The organism is Klebsiella sp. PL-2018 (genome assembly GCF_019048985.1).
Taxonomy (GTDB): Bacteria; Pseudomonadota; Gammaproteobacteria; order Enterobacterales; family Enterobacteriaceae; genus Klebsiella; species Klebsiella michiganensis.
Map to the genome: position 1 here is coordinate 233,473 of NZ_CP077673.1, position 19,864 is coordinate 253,336.

General features: G+C 57.3%; 14 protein-coding genes and 4 tRNA genes. 10 read left to right on the top strand and 8 right to left on the bottom strand.

The annotated features are described in order from the left end of the window. From wzxE to MKleb_RS01110, 9 genes are all read left to right on the top strand, one after another. Positions 1-1,251 carry a lipid III flippase WzxE gene (gene wzxE / locus MKleb_RS01070; RefSeq protein ID WP_025108412.1) on the top strand — a complete coding sequence of 417 codons (1,251 nt, stop codon included), beginning with the start codon at positions 1-3 and terminating at the stop codon, positions 1,249-1,251. Continuing rightward, positions 1,248-2,327 carry a TDP-N-acetylfucosamine:lipid II N-acetylfucosaminyltransferase gene (locus tag MKleb_RS01075; protein ID WP_025108411.1) on the top strand — a complete coding sequence of 360 codons (1,080 nt, stop codon included), beginning with the start codon at positions 1,248-1,250 and terminating at the stop codon, positions 2,325-2,327. Before wzxE ends, MKleb_RS01075 begins: the two co-directional genes overlap by 4 nt. Further along, positions 2,324-3,670 (top strand): ECA oligosaccharide polymerase, encoded by a 1,347-nt coding sequence (gene wzyE, locus MKleb_RS01080; protein WP_014227459.1) that lies wholly within the window; start codon positions 2,324-2,326, stop codon positions 3,668-3,670. The genes MKleb_RS01075 and wzyE overlap by 4 nt, the downstream gene beginning before the upstream one ends. A gap of 11 nt (positions 3,671-3,681) precedes the next feature. Then, entirely contained in the window at positions 3,682-4,422 is a 741-nt protein-coding gene (gene wecG / locus MKleb_RS01085) for a lipopolysaccharide N-acetylmannosaminouronosyltransferase (protein ID WP_014227460.1), read from the top strand. A gap of 231 nt (positions 4,423-4,653) precedes the next feature. Continuing rightward, positions 4,654-6,039, top strand: coding sequence for a bifunctional threonine/serine APC transporter ThrP (gene thrP, locus MKleb_RS01090; RefSeq protein ID WP_014227461.1), 1,386 nt, complete (start codon positions 4,654-4,656; stop codon positions 6,037-6,039). 102 nt (positions 6,040-6,141) lie between these two features. Then, positions 6,142-6,218: transfer RNA gene (locus MKleb_RS01095), tRNA-Arg, on the top strand. 55 nt (positions 6,219-6,273) lie between these two features. Beyond that, positions 6,274-6,349: transfer RNA gene (locus tag MKleb_RS01100), tRNA-His, on the top strand. Positions 6,350-6,371: 22 nt separating this feature from the next. Next, positions 6,372-6,458 (top strand) — tRNA-Leu (locus MKleb_RS01105). A 45-nt stretch (positions 6,459-6,503) separates the two neighbouring features. After that, positions 6,504-6,580 (top strand) — tRNA-Pro (locus MKleb_RS01110). Between the two features lie 584 nt (positions 6,581-7,164). Here the strand turns inward: MKleb_RS01110 and hemY are convergent. Genes hemY through hemC form a run of 4 tightly spaced genes read right to left on the bottom strand, consistent with a single transcriptional unit; the run spans position 7,165 to position 11,255 of the window. Beyond that, entirely contained in the window at positions 7,165-8,361 is a 1,197-nt protein-coding gene (hemY, locus tag MKleb_RS01115; RefSeq protein WP_108703561.1) for a protoheme IX biogenesis protein HemY, read from the bottom strand. A gap of 3 nt (positions 8,362-8,364) precedes the next feature. Beyond that, positions 8,365-9,555 carry a uroporphyrinogen-III C-methyltransferase gene (gene hemX, locus MKleb_RS01120; protein ID WP_217076404.1) on the bottom strand — a complete coding sequence of 397 codons (1,191 nt, stop codon included), beginning with the start codon at positions 9,553-9,555 and terminating at the stop codon, positions 8,365-8,367. A 21-nt stretch (positions 9,556-9,576) separates the two neighbouring features. Beyond that, positions 9,577-10,317, bottom strand: a complete 741-nt coding sequence (hemD, locus tag MKleb_RS01125; RefSeq protein WP_217076405.1) for a uroporphyrinogen-III synthase — start codon at positions 10,315-10,317, stop codon at positions 9,577-9,579. After that, complete coding sequence (gene hemC / locus MKleb_RS01130; protein ID WP_025108409.1) at positions 10,314-11,255, bottom strand: hydroxymethylbilane synthase; 942 nt, start codon at positions 11,253-11,255, stop codon at positions 10,314-10,316. The genes hemD and hemC overlap by 4 nt, the downstream gene beginning before the upstream one ends. Positions 11,256-11,601: 346 nt before the next feature. On the opposite strand from hemC, the gene cyaA reads away from it, so the two are divergent. Then, positions 11,602-14,151: a class I adenylate cyclase gene (gene cyaA, locus MKleb_RS01135; RefSeq protein WP_009651720.1), complete on the top strand. Its 2,550-nt coding sequence runs from the start codon at positions 11,602-11,604 to the stop codon at positions 14,149-14,151. Between the two features lie 136 nt (positions 14,152-14,287). On the opposite strand, the gene cyaY is transcribed toward cyaA, so the two are convergent. From cyaY to MKleb_RS01155, 4 genes are all read right to left on the bottom strand, one after another. After that, complete coding sequence (cyaY, locus tag MKleb_RS01140) at positions 14,288-14,608, bottom strand: iron donor protein CyaY (RefSeq protein ID WP_004097546.1); 321 nt, start codon at positions 14,606-14,608, stop codon at positions 14,288-14,290. 44 nt (positions 14,609-14,652) lie between these two features. Then, positions 14,653-16,236, bottom strand: coding sequence for an MFS transporter (locus MKleb_RS01145; protein ID WP_025108408.1), 1,584 nt, complete (start codon positions 16,234-16,236; stop codon positions 14,653-14,655). 86 nt (positions 16,237-16,322) lie between these two features. Beyond that, a complete protein-coding gene (locus tag MKleb_RS01150) occupies positions 16,323-17,999 on the bottom strand; it encodes an MFS transporter (protein WP_051586045.1) in 1,677 nt (558 codons plus the stop codon). A gap of 204 nt (positions 18,000-18,203) precedes the next feature. Next, on the bottom strand, positions 18,204-19,850 hold the full coding sequence (locus tag MKleb_RS01155; RefSeq protein ID WP_025108406.1) for an amidohydrolase: 1,647 nt from the start codon (positions 19,848-19,850) through the stop codon (positions 18,204-18,206). Positions 19,851-19,864: the final 14 nt, after the last annotated feature.

A 19,864-nucleotide genomic window follows, 5' to 3' on the forward strand; every position in this document is an offset into this window, starting at 1 on the left:
ATGTCGCTGGCAAAAGCGTCTCTGTGGACCGCGGCGTCCACGCTGGTCAAAATCGGCGCCGGTCTGCTGGTGGTAAAACTGCTGGCCGTGTCGTTCGGCCCGGCTGGCGTGGGGCAGGCGGGTAACTTCCGCCAGCTGGTGACCGTGCTTGGCGTGCTGGCGGGGGCCGGGATATTCAACGGCGTCACGAAGCTGGTGGCGCAGCATCATGACGATCGCCGGCAGTTGAACAACGTCGTTGGCACCGCTTCAGCGATGGTACTCGGTTTCTCCACCCTGCTGGCGCTGATCTTCCTGCTGGCGGCCGCGCCAATAAGCCAGGGGCTATTCGGCCATCAACATTACCAGAATCTGGTACGGCTGGTGGCGCTGGTGCAGATGGGGATTGCCTGGGCGAATTTCCTGTTAGCGCTGATGAAAGGCTTTCGCGATGCGGCGGGTAATGCGCTGTCGCTTATCGCCGGGAGCCTGATTGGCGTGGCGGCATACTATGCCTGCTACCGTTTTGGCGGTTATCAGGGCGCATTGCTGGGGCTGGCGCTGGTGCCGGCGCTGGTGGTGGTGCCGGCTGCTATCGTACTGTGGCGTCGCGGCAATATTCCGCTAAGCGCGCTGCGCCCGCGCTGGGACAACGGCCTGGCGGGGCAGCTGTCGAAATTTACCCTGATGGCGCTGATTACCTCGGTGACGCTGCCGGTCGCCTACGTGATGATGCGTAACCTGCTGGCGGCCCACTATGGCTGGGACGCGGTGGGGATCTGGCAAGGGGTGAGCAGCATCTCCGACGCCTATTTGCAGTTTATTACCGCGTCATTTAGCGTTTATCTTTTACCGACGCTGTCCCGTCTGACGGCGAAAGCGGATATCACCCGCGAGATTGGCAAATCGTTAAAATTTGTCCTCCCGGCGGTGGCGGTAGCGAGCTTAACGGTGTGGCTGCTGCGTGATTTCGCTATCTGGCTACTTTTTTCCGACCGCTTTACGGCGATGCGCGATCTGTTTGCCTGGCAGCTGGTGGGCGATGTGTTAAAGGTCGGGGCTTATGTTTATGGCTATCTGGTGATCGCCAAAGCCTCGCTGCGTTTTTATATTCTGACGGAAATCAGCCAGTTCACGCTGTTGACCGCATTCTCGCACTGGCTTATCCCGGCGCACGGCGCAATCGGCGCGGCGCAGGCGTATATGGCTACCTATATTGTTTATTTCGCCCTCTGCAGCGGCGTGTTTTTACTTTGGCGTAAACGGGCATGACAGCACTGATACATGTACTGGGATCGGATATCCCGCACCACAACCAGACTGTGCTGCGGTTCTTTAATGATGAGCTGGCCGTGGATGACGAACAGGCTCGCCTGTTTATGGTCGTCGGTGATGCGACAGAAATTTGCGCCGCTTATCCCGCACTCTCCATTCGCTGCTATCCGGGGAAAAAGTCGCTGGCAAAGGCGGTTATCGCGCTGGCAAAGGCGAACCGGCAGCAGCGCTTTTTCTTTCACGGCCAGTTTAATACCGGCCTGTGGCTGGCGTTGCTCAGCGGCGGGATCCGCCCGGCGCAGTTTAACTGGCATATCTGGGGAGCGGATCTGTACGAGAACTCCTCCAGCCTGAAGTTTCGCCTGTTTTATCCCCTGCGGCGCCTGGCGCAGGGCCGGGTAGGTCGTGTGTTTGCGACCCGGGGCGATCTGAGCTGGTTCGCCGCTCGCCATTCTGGCGTAGCGGGAGAGCTGCTTTACTTTCCGACCCGCATGGATCCGGCGCTGAATTCGCTCGCCGATAGCGCGCCGCGCGGCGACACGCTGACTATCCTGGTGGGTAATTCCGGCGACCGTAGCAACGAGCATATCGCGGCGCTGCGTGCGATTCGCCAGCAGTTTGGCGATACGGTTAACGTTGTCGTGCCGATGGGTTATCCGGCAAATAATGGCGACTACATCAACGAAGTCCGCGCGGCCGGCGCGGCGCTGTTCAGCCCGCAGCATTTCCAGGTATTGAGCGACAAGCTGGCGTTTGATGACTACCTTGCCCTGCTGCGCCGCTGCGATCTTGGCTACTTCCTGTTTGCCCGCCAGCAGGGTATCGGCACGCTGTGCCTGCTGATTCAGGCGGGGATCCCCTGCGTGCTGAACCGGGAGAATCCCTTCTGGCAGGATATGTCGGAGCAGCATATTCCGGTACTCTTTACCAGCGATACGCTGGACGTGAGCGTTGTGCGTGAAGCGCAGCGCCAGCTGGCTGGCGTGGATAAAAATCAAATCGCCTTCTTCCGGCCGAATTACCTGACGGGCTGGCGACGAGCGTTGCGAATTGCTGCGGGGGTGGACGCATGACATTAATGCAATTTAGCGGGCTGCTGCTGGTCTGGCTGCTGTCGACGCTATTTATCGCCACCGCCACGTACTTTGAATTTCGTCGCGTACGCTTCAACTTCAACGTCTTTTTCTCGCTGCTGTATCTGCTGACGTTTTTCTTTGGCTTCCCGCTGACCAGTATTCTGGTGTTCCGCTTTGACGTCGCGGTCGCCCCGCCGGAAATTCTGCTGCAAACCCTGCTGGTTTCCGTCTGCTTTTATGCGGTTTATTACGTGACTTATAAAACGCGGCTACGGTCGGCGACGCACGGTCATCCGCATCGTCCGCTGTTTACGATGAATCGCGTGGAGACCCACCTCACCTGGGGCATTTTGCTGGGGCTGGCGCTGCTTTGCGTCGGCATCTTCTTTGCGCATAACGGCTTCCTGTTATTCAAGCTCAACTCCTACAGCCAGATCTTCTCCAGCGAAGTCTCCGGCGTGGCGCTAAAGCGCTTCTTCTACTTTTTCATCCCGGCAATGCTGGTGGTCTATTTTCTGCGTCAGGATTATAAAGCGTGGATATTCTTCCTTGTCAGCACCGTCGCCTTTGGCCTGCTGACCTACGCCATCGTTGGTGGCACCCGGGCGAATATCATCATCGCGTTTGCCATCTTCCTGTTTATCGGCATCATTCGCGGCTGGATTAGCCTGTGGATGCTGGCGGCGGCGGGCGTGCTGGGCATCGTTGGTATGTTCTGGCTGGCCCTGAAGCGCTATGGCATGAACGTCAGCGGCGATGAGGCGTTTTATACTTTCCTCTATCTGACCCGCGACACCTTCTCGCCGTGGGAGAATCTGGCCCTGCTGCTGCAAAATTACGACAAGATTGAGTTCCAGGGGCTGGCGCCAATCATCCGGGATTTTTACGTCTTTATCCCCAGCTGGTTGTGGCACGGTCGTCCGACAATGGTGCTCAATACCGCGAACTATTTCACCTGGGAAGTATTGAATAATCATTCTGGTCTGGCGATTTCGCCGACCCTGATTGGCTCGCTGGTGGTGATGGGCGGCGTCTGGTTCGTCCCGCTGGGCGCGGTGGCGGTTGGGCTGATTATTAAATGGTTTGACTGGCTGTACGAGCTTGGCAACCGGGAAACGAACCGCTATAAAGCGGCGATTCTGCACAGTTTCTGTTTTGGCGCTATCTTCAACATGATCGTGCTGGCGCGTGAAGGGCTGGATTCATTTGGCTCTCGCGTGGTTTTTTTCCTCGTTATCTTTGGGATCTGCCTGCTGGCGGCAAAACTGCTGTACTGGTTCCTGGATAGCGTGGGGCTGATTCACCGGCGGGCCAAACCGCTGACGCAACCTCAAGTCTGATAAGGGTGTACATGACTGAGACCACATCCGCGCCGTTGTACCTGCTGAGAGGGCTACAACTCATTGGTTGGCGCGATATGCAACACGCTCTGGATTATCTGTACGCCGATGGTGAGATCCGCACGGGAACGCTGGTGGCGATTAATGCAGAGAAGATGCTGGCGGTAGAAGACAGCCCCGAGGTCCGGGCGCTGATTGAAGCGGCAGAATTCAAATACGCTGATGGCATCAGCGTAGTACGTTCATTACGTAAAAAATACCCTCAGGCTCAGGTCTCGCGCGTCGCCGGAGCCGATTTATGGGAAGCCCTGATGGCGCGCGCAGGCGCTCAGGGAACGCCGGTATTTCTGATCGGCGGCAAGCCCGAGGTGCTGGCGCAGACGGAGCAGCAGCTTCGCCAGCGCTGGAACGTGAATATCGTTGGAAGCCAGGATGGCTATTTTGCCGCTGACCAGCGTCAGGCGCTATTTGAGCGTATCCGCGATAGCGGGGCGAAGATCGTCACGGTGGCAATGGGCTCGCCGCGTCAGGAGATCCTGATGCGCGACTGTCGGGACGTTTATCCGCAGGCGCTGTATATGGGCGTGGGCGGCACCTACGATGTCTTTACCGGCCACGTCCAGCGGGCGCCGAAGTTCTGGCAGGACCTGGGTCTGGAGTGGTTCTATCGCCTGGTTTCGCAGCCGAGCCGCATAAAAAGGCAGGCGCGCCTGCTGCGCTATTTACGCTGGCATTACACCGATAAGCTGTGACATTCCACTGCAAGCGGGCGGGTTTACCTGGGTATTCTGTGTAATGTCTTCACTCGCCTGATACTTTATTTGCCATTTCCCTCAAATTCATTAACCATTCGCATGCTTAAAACGCGACGGTCAGTTTACCGTCGCGCAGGCAGGGCTATTTATTCAATAAAAATAACCGGCATAGACACATCCCTGTTGGGATGCGCTTAAACCCGGAGCAGGGCAAACACAAGAGGCTATATGACTGAGAAAAAAGCGGAACTTCAGCGGGGACTGGAGGCGCGGCACATTGAGCTAATCGCTCTTGGTGGGACAATTGGCGTCGGGTTATTTATGGGCGCGGCCAGTACGCTGAAGTGGGCCGGACCTTCGGTTCTGCTGGCGTATATTATCGCCGGGCTCTTTGTCTTCTTCATCATGCGTTCGATGGGCGAAATGCTGTTCCTCGAACCGGTAACCGGATCGTTCGCCGTTTACGCACACCGCTATATGAGCCCATTTTTCGGCTATCTCACCGCCTGGTCCTACTGGTTTATGTGGATGGCGGTCGGGATATCGGAGATTACGGCTATCGGGGTTTATGTGCAGTTCTGGTTCCCGGATATGGCGCAGTGGATACCGGCGCTGATTGCCGTCGGGCTGGTGGCGCTGGCGAACCTCGCGGCGGTACGGCTGTACGGCGAAATTGAATTCTGGTTTGCCATGATTAAGGTCACCACCATTATTGTGATGATCGTGGTGGGGCTGGGCGTTATTTTCTTTGGCTTTGGCAACGGCGGGCACGCCATTGGCTTTGGCAATCTGACCGAGCACGGTGGCTTCTTCGCCGGCGGCTGGAAGGGCTTCCTGACGGCGCTGTGCATCGTGGTCGCGTCTTATCAGGGCGTCGAGCTTATCGGGATTACCGCCGGTGAAGCGAAGAACCCGCAGGTTACGCTGCGTAGCGCGGTTGGCAAGGTACTGTGGCGAATCCTGATTTTCTATGTAGGGGCGATTTTTGTGATCGTCACTATTTTCCCGTGGGATCAAATTGGCTCCAACGGCAGTCCGTTCGTACTGACCTTTGCCAAAATCGGCATCACCGCGGCGGCGGGCATTATCAACTTTGTGGTGCTCACGGCGGCGCTTTCCGGCTGTAACAGCGGTATGTACAGCTGCGGCCGCATGCTCTACGCGCTGGCAAAAAACCGTCAGCTGCCCGCGGCCATCGCCAAAGTCTCGCGCAACGGCGTGCCGTCAGCGGGCGTGGCGCTGTCGATCCTGATTCTGCTGGTCGGCTCGTGCCTGAACTACATTATCCCTAATCCACAGCGAGTTTTCGTCTACGTTTACAGCGCCAGCGTGCTGCCGGGGATGGTGCCGTGGTTTGTGATTCTGATTAGCCAGCTGCGTTTTCGTCTCGTGCATAAAGAAGCGATGGCCAGCCATCCGTTTCGCTCGCTGCTGTTCCCGTGGGCGAACTATTTGACCATGGCGTTCCTGATTTGCGTGCTGATAGGGATGGGATTTAACGACGATACGCGTATGTCGCTCTTTGTCGGAATGATTTTCCTCGCCGCCGTGACGCTTATTTATAAGGTATTTGGCCTTGGCCGACGCGGAAATGTTGATAATGTGGCGCAATAAGCAACAAAACGCACAAAGCATGAGCAAACAATAATTTTCTTTAAAAAGGCACTAGACAGCGGGGTAGGAAGTCCGTATTATCCGACCCCGCAACGGCGCTAAGCGCCCGTAGCTCAGCTGGATAGAGCGCTGCCCTCCGGAGGCAGAGGTCTCAGGTTCGAATCCTGTCGGGCGCACCATTTACCCGGTGCTGGAGCTGCGGTGGTTTCAATACCGCGTAAAAGATTTGCAGTGGTGGCTATAGCTCAGTTGGTAGAGCCCTGGATTGTGATTCCAGTTGTCGTGGGTTCGAATCCCATTAGCCACCCCATTATTTAGAAAGTTGTGATATTGCGAAGGTGGCGGAATTGGTAGACGCGCTAGCTTCAGGTGTTAGTGTTCTTACGGACGTGGGGGTTCAAGTCCCCCCCCTCGCACCACGACTTTATAAAGAATTGAACTAAAAATTCAAAAAAGCAGTACATCGGCGAGTAGCGCAGCTTGGTAGCGCAACTGGTTTGGGACCAGTGGGTCGGAGGTTCGAATCCTCTCTCGCCGACCAATTTTGAACCCCGCTTCGGCGGGGTTTTTTGTTTTCCGCTTTTGCAAAAACGTTCCTATCTCCCTGATATCGCAAAAAATATCTCGCTAATCAGCATGCGATTTATTGTCCAGAATAGTCCCAATTCCTTGTGCGGATAGATGCATTTTCTACCGATCCTGTGCGATAATAAACGGGTAGATGCTCATTCCATCTCTTATGTTCGCCTTAGTGCCTCATAAACTCAGGAATGATGCAGAGCCGTTTTACGGTGCTTATCGTCCACTGACAGATGTCGCATTTTATATGCTAAATCATTCATGATGTGTCGAGACGGCCAGCACGGGAATCCCCCGGAGCTTACAAAGGTAAGTGACTGGGGTGAGCGTGTGCAGCCAACGAAGAGACAGCGTGAAGGATGAAGCATATAGCCTCATCAAACACCATGGACACTACGTTGAGTGAAGCACCCAATTTGTTGTCAAACAGACCTGTTTTAACGCCTGCCCTGGTTTCAGAGCAGGCGTTTTTTTCTTTTCAGGGATAGAGAAACGCTCAGGCGGGAAGAGAAGAGATTCTCGCCCCCGATGGAGGCGAGAAGGGCATTACTGCTGCGGGTTGTTTTGCAGGGTTAACAGCAGGCCGTCGCGACGCATCGTCGCCGCTTCTTCCGGCTGATGCAGGCGGTCAAGTGTATCGGCCAGCCACGCGTAGTCAAACGCATCCGGGCGCTGCTTGAGCGCTGCGCGGAACGCGATGCTGGCTTCCTGCCACTCGCCGTGACGCATGAGCGATTGTCCCAGCGTACTCCACAGCAGCGGACGGTCGCCGACCATTTTGATCTGCTGGCGCAGCACCTTTTCCAGCTGTTCCGGATTATTCGTTTTCAGCCGCGGGATCGGCATCACCAGACGATCGTCGTAGTGCTTTTTCAGACCTTCGATAATAATCTGCTGCGCGGTATCATGGTCGTCGCTTTCGATAAGGCGATTAGCCATTGCCACCTGTAGCGCCACCTGGCTGCGGGTTTTTCGGTTCTGGCTTTTCCACCAGTCGCGCAGACCTTCGCTGCCGCCGTCGGCCAGCGTTTTATCCATCAGGCCAATCCACGCCAGCTGTTCCAGTTCGGCACGGTGCTCCTCATCGCTGACGTTGGCTTTCGCCATTGATGGAATGATATCCAGCAGCGAATTCCAGGCGCCGGTACGAATGTAGGCCTGCTCGGCGAGGCGCAGGACCTCCGGATGACGCGGCGTGATCTCCAGCAGCTTGTCGATGCCGTGGCGGGCGGCGTGGTTTTCATTACGCGCCAGCTGCAGGCGTACGCGGGTGATTTCGACAGGTATCAGGTCGTCGCCGGCGAGCTCTGTCGCGCGCTCCAGATGCTGGTTGGCGCGGGCTTCATCGCCACGCTGCTGGGCGGCTTCTGCCGCCAGCAGGTAGTTCACAACGGGCTGCTCAGCGTGATCGGCATTTTTCGCCATCAGCTTCTCAACCTGCTGATAATCGCCCTCCGCCAGCTTCAGCAGCGCCTGCTCGGTTTGCTTACGCGCGCGGCGACGCTTGCGGCCCACGAACCAGCCGCGGGTATGCGCGCCGGTGCGGAAAATGCGCCGCAGCAGCCACTCAATGGCAAACAGCACCACCATGGTGAGGATCATGATGATCGCTAACCCGGTGACGCTGGTTTCAATGTTGTAATTATCGGTCTGGATCAGGACGTAGCCCTGATGACCCGCGATCATCGGACCGACCACGATCCCGGCAAGCAGCAGCGCGAAGAGTAAGAGAATTTTCAACATGCGTTACTCTCCTTGTGGCGCAGGCGTTGGCGCGTGGGCAGCAGGTGCCGGCGCGGGAGCCGGGGCGCTGGCCTGGGTTTCAGCCGGCTGCGCCATCAGATTACGTACCCGCGTTTGCATCAGTTTCTCAAGCAGCGCCTGGCTCTGCAGGCTCTCCGGTACGTTCATGGTGATGCTTTGCTGGCTGAGCTTATCCACGTCCTCAAGGAAGGCTTTGGTGGTGGCATCTTCAGTGTCGTAGTAAGCACGAACCCACGTCGAGACGTTATCCAGCGCCTGTTTGTAGGTTTCTTCCTGATGACGCGGAACCGCCTGCGCCGCGACCAGCAGACGGGAGCGGATGTTTTCGCGCAGATAGACGTCCTGGTTTGGCGCCAGCAGCGGCACGGCGGTCTCATCGCGGCGGCGAACGGTAATAAAGCTGTCCATAAAGTTCTGCCAGCTTTTTTGCAGGTTTACCCGCCACTCGCTAATGGAGCTGGATAGCTCATCGCTATCGGAATCCATCGGGGTGTCATCGTCGTTGTTGTCCGCCAGGCGTAAATTATCGATCTGGTTGGCGAGCTGGTTCACTTTCAGAATGATGCCGTCGTAGTCGACCTGACTCACGGCGGAAAGCGAAGCAATATCGTCGGTAATGGCGCGACGGGCGGAAATCAGGCTCGGATCGTTCATATCGGCGAGGCTGGCATCAGCGCTTTTCAGCAGTGCGGCGGCGGTCGTCACGTCCTGATCGCTCCACAGCTTACGTCCGGCCAGTTTTACGAGGAAATCAGCCTGCGCGAGCAGCCAGGTTTTTGCATCGCTGCCGGAAATGACCGCGACCTTCTCCTGCACTTCTTCCAGCTTCTTCGCCAGAGAATCCTGCTGACGCTGCGCTTCCGTCAGCTGGTCGGCCTGCTGCTTGATGATGCCTTCAAGCACGCTTTTTTGGCTCTCCTGCGCTTTTTGCAGCGCGGCGATCTGGCTGGATAGCCCGGCGCTGGCTTCGCTCTGGCGGGTTGCCTGAGTCTTCGTCAGACCATAAAGGCCTACGCCAGCGGCGAGGGCGATAGCGATAGCTATAGCGCTCAGGGCGAGGCTGGTTTTACTGCCGCCGTTTTTCTTTTCGACATTCTTCTCTGGCTGTGGCGTCGTTTCCACGGCCTCCCTGGTCTCTTCAACCACGGCGGATTGATTCTGTTGTTCCGTCATTATGGCTTCCAATGTTGAGAGTTATTGTAATGCGCGTAGCAGCGCATCGTTGTCGGCGCTATCGGCAACCTGGATATCCTGCCAGCCCAATTCCCTGGCCTGCTCGGCCAGACGTTCACTGACAACGAAAATGCGACAGATCAGGAGCCAACGTTCGCGATACCACTGTGGTATTAGCGTCCAGAGCTGCTGCAGCATCTCGCCGCTGGTGATGACCAGCGTCGAAACCCCGCGAGACTGCCAGCGCATTGCTTCTTCTGCGCCATCGTAGTGCCTTGCACTACGTTGATAACATTCACAAAAAGTGACATCAGCACCGCGTTCGCGAAGCGTGTCACCGAGTAATTCCCGCCCGCCGTTGCCGCGCAGGATGAGCGCTTTTTTCCCCGCAATGTTTTGTAATTCAGGTAATTGTAGCAAGACTTCGCTGATTTCCCGATCTAACGGGTAGCGAACTTGTCGATTACTGACCTTATGCAGGGCCAGCGCGGTGGTGCGGCCAATGGCAAAATAGTCGGGCGCCGTGGGCCAGCGCAGCCCCTGCTGCTGGAGGCGAGCGTGGGCAAACTCGACGGCATGCTGAGATAGCGCGAAGAGCAAATCGCCTGCGGCGAGGCTTGCCAGCTGGCCGCCCAGCTCAGGGAGCTGACGGCCCGGGGTAAACTCAATGAGCGGAAAGCTCCAGGCCACGCGTCCCAGCGCGCGCAGGCGGCTGACTAACTCTTCGCCTTGCGGCAGCGGACGGGTAACCAGAATGCTCATTGAGGCGCTTCTCCTGCGTAGACGACGGCGAGAATGTCGCGAGCGCCGTTATCCAGAAGTTCTTCGGCAAGGGCGACGCCCAGCGTTTCGGCATCTTCCGGGCGACCGCGCCGCTCGCCGCGTACCGTGTGTGAGCCATCCGGCGCGCCAACCAGCGCGCGCAGCCATAGCTCACCGTCGATCAGTTCGGCATAGCTGCCGATAGGTACCTGACAGCCGCCTTCAAGCCGGGTGTTCATCGCCCGTTCAGCGCGGACGCGGATGGCCGTTTCCGTATGATTCAGCGGGGCCAGCAGCGTTTTGGTCCATTCGTCGTCAAGGCGACACTCAATGCCGACCGCGCCCTGGCCGACGGCGGGCAGAGATTGCTCCGGGGACAGCGGTTGACGAATACGCGCCTCAAGGTTCAGGCGCTTAAGCCCTGCGGCGGCCAGAATAATGGCGTCGTACTCGCCGCTATCAAGCTTGCCCAGACGCGTGCCAACGTTGCCGCGCAGGGAGCGGATCGTGAGATCCGGCCGCGCGGCGGCCAGCTGACACTGACGGCGTAAACTTGAGGTGCCAACGATGCTGCCGTGGGGGAGTTCATCAATGGAAGCGTAGTGATTCGAGACAAAGGCATCGCGCGGATCTTCGCGTTCACAGATGGTCACCAGCCCCAGCCCTTCGGGAAACTCCACCGGCACGTCCTTCATAGAATGGACGGCAATGTCGGCGCGACCTTCCAGCATGGCCAGCTCTAACTCTTTCACAAAGAGGCCCTTACCGCCCACTTTTGCAAGGGGCGTATCAAGGATCACGTCGCCGCGGGTGACCATAGGCACCAGCTCAACGGAAAGCCCCGGATGACAGGACTCCAGGCGCTCTTTCACATAATGTGCCTGCCATAGCGCAAGCGGGCTTTGCCGTGTGGCAATTCTCAAAACTTTGTCTAACATGCTTGTTACCGTCATAGTCGACCACTAACCATCCTAACATTGTTGTCTTAGGGATGTTAGTTTTGTGGGGTTAAGGGTCGCGGCCATTTTTTTAGCCTTTCATGCGTTTGCGGGTTGCCGCAAACGTAGTGAAGAATTTACACGTAGTAAAGGGTGCTACACTTGTATGTAGCTCATCTTTCTTTACGGTCAATCAGCAAGGTGTTAGATTGATCACGTTTTAAACCATTTGTCAGTCAGCAGTTCATCACAACCACACCGACGACGAATGGTGACGGTTTTTGTTGAAATACTGAAACTCTCCGTACTATTGTACGTCGGGTTTTTGAACATCAGGCGATATGTCTTGTACCTCTATATTGAGACACTGAAACAGAGACTGGATGCCATCAACCAATTGCGCGTGGATCGCGCCCTTGCTGCCATGGGACCCGCTTTCCAGCAGGTTTACAGTCTACTGCCGACATTACTACATTATCATCATCCGCTGATGCCGGGTTACCTTGACGGTAACGTTCCCCGTGGCATTTGCCTCTACACGCCTGATGAAACCCAACGTCACTATCTTGATGAACTCGAGCTCAACCGTGGAATGCTGGCCAAAGAGCCGCCGAAAGGTGAGCTGCCGATCACCGGCCTTTACTCTATGGGCAGTACTTCTTCCGTCGGCCAAAGCTGCTCTTCCGACCTGGATATCTGGGTTTGCCACCAATCATGGCTGGATAGCGAAGAGCGCCAGCTGCTGCAGCGCAAATGTAGCCTGCTCGAGAGCTGGGCGGCGTCGCTGGGCGTTGAGGTCAGCTTCTTCCTGATCGACGAAAACCGCTTCCGCCATAACGAAAGCGGCAGCCTGGGCGGTGAAGACTGCGGCTCAACTCAACACATCCTGCTGCTGGATGAGTTTTACCGTACCGCGGTGCGCCTTGCCGGGAAACGTATTCTGTGGAATATGGTGCCGTGCGATGAAGAAGAGCATTACGACGATTACGTGATGAGCCTCTACGCGCAGGGCGTGCTGACGCCGAACGAATGGCTGGATCTCGGCGGCCTGAGCTCCCTCTCGGCAGAAGAGTACTTCGGCGCCAGCCTGTGGCAGCTGTATAAAAGTATCGACTCGCCCTATAAGGCCGTGCTGAAGACGCTGCTGCTGGAAGCGTACTCCTGGGAGTACCCCAACAACCGTCTGCTGGCGAAAGATATCAAGCAGCGCCTGCATGATGGTGAAATTGTCTCGTTTGGCCTTGACCCTTACTGCATGATGCTGGAGCGCGTCACGCTCTATCTGCAGGCCATCGAAGATGAAACGCGCCTCGATCTGGTGCGTCGATGTTTCTATTTAAAAGTGTGCGAGAAGCTGAGCCGCGAGCGCGCCTGCGTCGGCTGGCGCCGTGAAGTCGTCAGCCACCTGGTGAAAGAGTGGGGCTGGGATGAAAAGCGTCTGATGATGCTCGATAACCGGGCCAACTGGAAGATTGACGAAGTCCGTAAAGCGCACAACGAACTGCTTGATGCGATGATGCAGAGCTATCGCAACCTGATTCGCTTTGCGCGCCGTAATAACCTGAGTGTTTCCGCCAGCCCGCAGGATATTGGCGTGCTGACGCGTAAGCTGTACGCCGCCTTTGAAGCCCTGCCGGGGAAAGTGACCCTGGTAAACCCGCAAATTTCGCCGGATCTGTCTGAGCCGAATCTGACTTTCATCCACGTGCCGCCGGGCCGTGCCAACCGTACCGGCTGGTATGTCTATAACCGCGCGCCGGACATGGAATCGATCATCAGCCATCAGCCGCTGGAATATAACCGTTATCTTAATAAGCTGGTGGCCTGGGCCTGGTTTAACGGCCTGCTGACGTCACGCACTCGCCTGTTTATTAAGGGCAACGGGATTGTCGACCTGGCGAAACTGCAGGAGATGGTGGCCGATGTGGCGCATCACTTCCCGCTGCGCCTGCCGTCTCCGACGCCGAAAGCGCTGTATAGCCCCTGCGAAATTCGCCACCTGGCGATTATCGTCAACCTCGAATATGACCCGACGGCGGCCTTCCGCAATCAGGTGGTGCATTTCGACTTCCGCAAGCTGGATGTTTTCAGCTTCGGCGAAGAGCAAAAGTGCCTGATTGGCAGCATCGATCTGCTGTACCGCAACTCGTGGAACGAGGTGCGTACGCTGCACTTTAACGGCGAGCAGGCGATGATCGAAGCGCTGAAAACCATTCTTGGCAAGATGCACCAGGACGCCGCGCCGCCGGATAGCGTGGAAGTTTTCTGCTATAGCCAGCATCTGCGCGGCCTGATCCGCACTCGCGTGCAGCAGCTGGTGTCTGAATGCGTTGAGCTGCGTCTTTCCAGCACCCGTCAGGATACCGGCCGTTTTAAAGCGCTACGCGTTTCCGGGCAGACCTGGGGACTCTTCTTCGAGCGTCTTAACGTCTCGGTACAGAAGCTGGAAAACGCCATCGAATTCTACGGCGCGATTTCGCATAACAAACTGCACGGCCTGTCGGTGCAGGTGGAAACCAACCACGTCAGGCTGCCGCAGGTGGTGGATGGTTTTGCCAGCGAAGGGATTATTCAGTTCTTCTTTGAAGATGCGGATAACGATAACGGATTTAACATCTATATCCTTGATGAGAGCAACCGCGCCGAGGTGTATCACCACTGCGAAGGCAGCAAAGAAGAGCTGGTACGCGACGTCAGCCGCTTCTACTCTTCGTCGCATGACCGCTTTACCTACGGCTCCAGCTTTATCAACTTTAACCTGCCGCAGTTTTATCAAATCGTCGACGTCGACGGCCGCGAACAGGTGATCCCGTTCCGCAGCCAGGTGATTGCCGCGGCCACCCTTGCTGCAGGTGAGGATTCCGCGACATCATCGATGTTGCAGCACTACTCATGACCCGCCGCGTAGACCTGTCATTCGGCGCAGGTAAATTTCCCGGGGGCGCTTCGCTTGCCCGGGCTTCGGGGTGATATGGGTTTTGTCGCCCGGATACGGCGTTAGCCGCAATCCGGGGAACTCGAATCACGCGCGTTTAGCGAAAACTCACCGCTTCACCGGCCTGCGCGGTCGCCGCCTGTTCCAGCAGATCCCAGAAGGTTTCGCCGCTGCGGTCGCATACCCACTCGTCGCCTTTCAGGTCGAAATGGTAGCCGCCTTGTTTTGTCGCCAGCCACACCTGGTGCAGCGGCTCCTGGCGGTTGATAATAATTTTGCTGCCGTTTTCAAAGCTGATAGTCAGCACGCCGCCGTTGATTTCGCAGTCGATATCGCTGTCGCCATCCCAGTCGTCGAGACGCTCTTCGATGGTCATCCACAGGGTATCGGCCAGGCGATGGAATTCACTGTCGTTCATGGTTCTTTCCCGCTTTTTTGATCGTGGCGGCAGTATAGCGCAATCTACGATGACTTCGGCAGATGGCGAAGGCGGATCAGCAGTAGAGACGTCACGATCGCCATCGCCAGCAGCCCGTAACGCGCGCTCAGCATCCGGCTCTGTTGATAATGCTGAAGAAGGCCAGAGAGATCGCCGGGCGCCAGGTTTTGTGTCTGGATAAGCTGATGGAAAGTCCGATCGCTCGTCCAGGGGATAAACGTGAGATGGCCGATGACCTGTCGGGCGGCCAGGCCCATTGCCAGGTCGTGCTGTACCTGATATTTCATCAGGAAGGTCAACACCGTGAGCATGACGGTACTGATTAACGCCATTCCTAATGCCTGCCCGATATCGCGCGAGGCGGCCTGAACGCCGCCGGACTGTTCGGCGTGCCGATTCCCTGCGCCAGTGGTGACCAGTATCGGGGCATTGGCCGCGATGGTGCCCATCCCTGCGCCGATTAAACAAAGCCCTGACGCCATCAGTACAGGGGTAAACCCCGTCACGTGCAGCGCCGCGGCGGCAACCAGAGCGCCGGCGATTCCCGCCGTCAGCCCCATCTGGCACTGGCGGCGAGGGTTTCGCTGCTGAATAAACAGCGGCAGGCCCAGCGAACAGGCGGCGAGACATATCGCAAAAGGGAGTATCAGCAGCCCTGTTTCCATCGCCGATACGCTTTTAACAATCTGCGCAAAACTCACCACGGTAAAAATAGCCGAACTGTAGGCAAAAAATATCCAACCGGTGAGATAGAGCCCGTGGCGCACCAGGCGGGTTTTCAGGAAAACCGCGGGGAGCAGAGCGTGGCCGGTAGTGGCTTCAAAATGACGTTCCCAGCGCAGCATCATCACCAGCACCATCAGGCCGCAGAGAATAACGAAAGGGGCGGGGCTCAGGCCGAGAACGCTCACTGCCGGGTCGAAGGGCATAACCAGCCCCCAGACCGGGATGCGCAGAATACCGAAAATCGTCAGGAACAGCCCCAGGGTGCCTAACAGAAAGCCCGGGGTATCGAAGGCGATAGCGGCGCGTTTGTTTTCTGATGCCGGGATGATGACGGAGCAGAGCAGGATAAGCAGCGCCAGCAGGCCAAGCGAGGCAAACGCGATGCGCCAGCCGACGTGGTCCAGCAAATATCCGCATACAATTGGACCACAGGCGAATGAAATGCCGCTGGAGGCGCCCAGAGCGCCAAAGGCGGCAACCCGTCGTCGCTGCTGATACAGGGCAGAGATCAGGCCAAAAACGGCGGGGATCATCAGGCTACCGCCTATCCCGGCGGTCAGACGCGCGCCCCAGGTGAAGAGCGCGATCGATGGCGAAAAAAAGGCGCAGGCTTCGGCGAGGATAAAAATCAGGCAGCCGATGCGAAACAGCATTCGCCAACCCCAGATACACCCCAGCATTCCGCCTGCCACCATAAACGTGCCCGCAATCAACGGATACATGGTATTCGCTGTACTGACCTGCCCAAGCGTGGCGTGCAGATCGTTCATTAGCGCCTGCGTGGCGATACTTAACGTCACGTTATCGGCGGAAGCCAGAAACTGTGCGCAGCATAAGACAACCAAAGGTAACCAGTTTGTCGGTGTAGGGTTGGTGGTCACAGCGTGTTCCTTTTTGATAGAAACGACAAAACGCGCCCTTCCTCGCGGGAGGGGCGCGTTATTGTTAGTTATCTTTCGATCTTAACTCAGATTTTCGACTTCTTCGCACGCGGCTCTTCTCCTGCTGCGTCATCAGAACCCCTGGCGCGGACGGGAAGATTGCGCGTCCCGAATAAAAACAGCAGCGTCATGACCGCGGTGGCGACCATACCCGCTCGCGTGGCTTTCAGGCGGGCGGTTTTATAGACCTGGTTGAGTTCCGTTACATCCTTCTGATTCACGCCCTGGTCCAGCATCAGCGTTGAGAAACCCGTATCGCTGAGATAAGGAATAACGGAAAGATTTGCCACCTTCTGCTGTGTATCCTGGCTTAGCGAAGCGTCGTGGCTGGCCATATCCTGTACCGTCATGGTGACCGCCGTCAGCATCACCATACCGCAAACCGCCACGCCGATTGCCTGGCCGACGTTACGCGAAGTCGCCTGCACGCCGCCGGACTGCTGCGCATCGCGCGCCGGCAGGGCGCTGGTAACAATATAGCTGGAATAGGCGGAAACGATGCCCATACTGACGCCAATCAGACACATCCCTACCGGCACGATCATGCTGAAATCGGACGGGCCAAAGCCGAAGATGCACAACACGGAGCCCAGCGTGCCGATGAGCAGCGCGCTCTGGCACATCCGTTTCGGATTCGCGTTTTTCCAGACGATCGGCAGCCCCAGCGAAAAGACCACGACGCCCAGCGCAAACGGCAGAATGAGCAAGCCGGTTTCAATACCGTTCAGCCCGGCAACCACCTGTACAAAGCTCACGGTCACAAAAATACCGGAACCGTAGGCAAGGAAGATAAACGCCGTCAGATAGAGACCGTTACGCACCTGCGGCGTTGCGAGGAACGACAGCGGGATCAGCGCGCTGCCGATGGTGGCTTCGCGATGGCGCTCCCACTTCAGCATAATCGCCAGCACGATCAGGCCAAACAGGACGAGGAACGGCGCCGGGCTAAGACCCATGACGGTGAACGGCGCGTTAAACGGCGTAAACAGACCCCAGCTCGAGACTTTCAGGAAGCCGAGGATCACGCTGAACAGGCCGATAACCGTCAGGACGACGCCCGGCAGATCGAACACCACTTTGCGTTCAGGTTTTGCCGGCGTAGGGACGAGGAAAGAGCCGCTGAAGATCACGATGCACAGGCCGGCGATAGCGGCAAACGCGGCGCGCCAGCCGAGGTGGTCAACCAGCAGGCCGCAAATCAGCGGGCCGGCGGCGAAGGAGACGCCGCTAGCTGCGCCGATAGCGCCAAAGGCGATCGCCTGCTGGCGGCCTTTATAGTTACTGGCGATAAGCCCCAGCACCGAAGGGATCATAAAGCTTCCGCCAATACCGGAAAGCAGACGGGCGCCGTAGGTGAAGACCAGCATGTTCGGTGAGAAATAAGCGGTCAGCTCGGCAAGAAACAGCAGCGCGCAGCCGATGCGGAAGGTTTTCTTCCAGCCGACGATAAGTCCGGCCATCCCGGCGGCGACCATCAGAGAGCCCGCGGCCAGCGAATACATCGCGTTGGCGATGCTGATGAGATCCATTGACGCGTGCAGGTCTTTGACCAGCGCGCCGGTAGCGATGCTCAGCGTGGCATTATCGCCGGATGTCGAAAGCTGAGCGAGGCACAGCACCAGCAGCGGCAACCATTTCATCGCCGTATCGGCGGCCGCGTTGCGCGACATGCCGGGAGAGTTAATTACTGAATTTGTCGTCATGATCGTGTTCTGTGGTTAATTTCAGGCAATCTACACATCATCCTTCAAGCTGCCTCTGTGCTGGCTGCCTGCGTTCACCCCGGTCGCTTACTGTAATAAGTGACCGAGGATTCTCTCAGGTGCCGCCTTGATGCAATGTGAATGATTTTGTGCAATAGCTATCCGCCCGACGTCGCCGCCGGGTGGATAATGTTCGCAACAGGATTACTGGATTTGCTGTTTCTTACCGCCCAGCACGGTGCCCCAGACCTTCACATCTTTAAGCTGAACCGGCTCGATGGCCTGCGGATCCTCTTCCAGCACGGTGAAGTCGGCATATTTACCGCATTCGATGCTGCCGATCAGATGGTCCATTTTCATGGTCCACGCTGCGCCGAGGGTCATCGCGTGCAGCGCTTGATCGACGGAGATTTTTTCCGCTTCGCCCAGTACGCGCCCGGATGCCGTCAGGCGGTTCACCGCGCACCAGCCGGTGAACAGTGGGTTGATGGGGGTGATGCCGCAATCGCTGTGGAAGGCGAAAGGAATACCGTGGCGCACCGCGCTGCCGCAGGCGTCCATACGCATTGCGCGCTCCGGGCCCATGGTTTTGCTGTAGTGCTGATCGCCCCAGTAATAGATGTGGTTGCTGAAAAAGTTCACGCCCATACCCATCTCTTTGATGCGTTTGAACTGATCTTCACGCAGCATCTGCGCGTGCTGCATCACCGCGCGGTGGTTCACTGCCGGAATACGATTCAGGGTTTTCTCGACGGCTTTAATGAACGCTTCCGAGGCCTCGTCGCCGTTACAGTGGCAGTGAACCTGGTAGCCGCGGGACATGATGTCGTAGACCTGCTGCTCCACCTCTTCCGGCGTAGCGTTCCACGCGCCGTTGTGGCCATCCAGATAATAGAAGGGCTCCAGCATCCGTCCTGACCCACCCTGGATAGAGCCGTCGAGGAAGATTTTCATCGGGCCGAAGTGCATTTTTTCGTGCCCGTGACGCATAACGTCCGGGGCGAAATCCAGCGCTTCCTGGAAGGGTTTTTTGACGAAAGGAGGACCGTAGGCCACCAGCAGACGAATCGGGAAGTCCTCTTCACGGGTCATGCGGATGTAGTTGGTCATCAGCTCGGGATTGCTGAAATCGGTCAGACCCATATCGGCTGCGCTGGTGCAGCCTGCGCGAAACGCTTCCTGGCCGAAATTGGCGATGGCGATTTCGGTGGTGAGTTCGTCCCAGAAACCATATTTATTCAGGATTGGCCCCATGGCGGCGAACTCCACCAGCTCGCCGTGCAGCGTACCGTCCTGATTTTTCACCACGCCTTCGATCTGGCAGTCGTCAAATATTCCGCAGTCGTGCAGCGCGGCGGTATTGGCGCCCATCAGGTGGATGCTCATATGGATAACCGCGACCGGACGGGTGGTTGAGACGCGGTCCAGATGTTCGCGGCCCAGCTTTTCGCTGCCGAAATAAATGGGATCAACGCCCCATGCGATCAGCGGCGCGTGCGGATCGGTCATCTCACGTTCCACCGCCTGCAGCGCGCTGACGACGTCGTCAAAAGAGCGGCAGCCTTTCCAGACTTTACCGGTATGGTCCGGGCGATCGTAGTAACCCACATAGGGGAATTGCCACATACCGCCGCCGGTGACGTGCGAGTGGGCTTCAATCAGGCCGGGCATTAACACTTTATCGGCAAAGGTCTCGTCCAGCTGGTATTCGCCAAAGCCGGTGAGTTCTTCAAGCGTGCCGGTGCCTAAAATACGGTCGCCGCGCACCGCGACATGGGTGGTCTCCGGGCGGTTCGGGCACATCGTAATGATTTTTTTAGCGGCAAAAATCGTGATTTCTGATGCTGACATAGTAGGCTCAATCA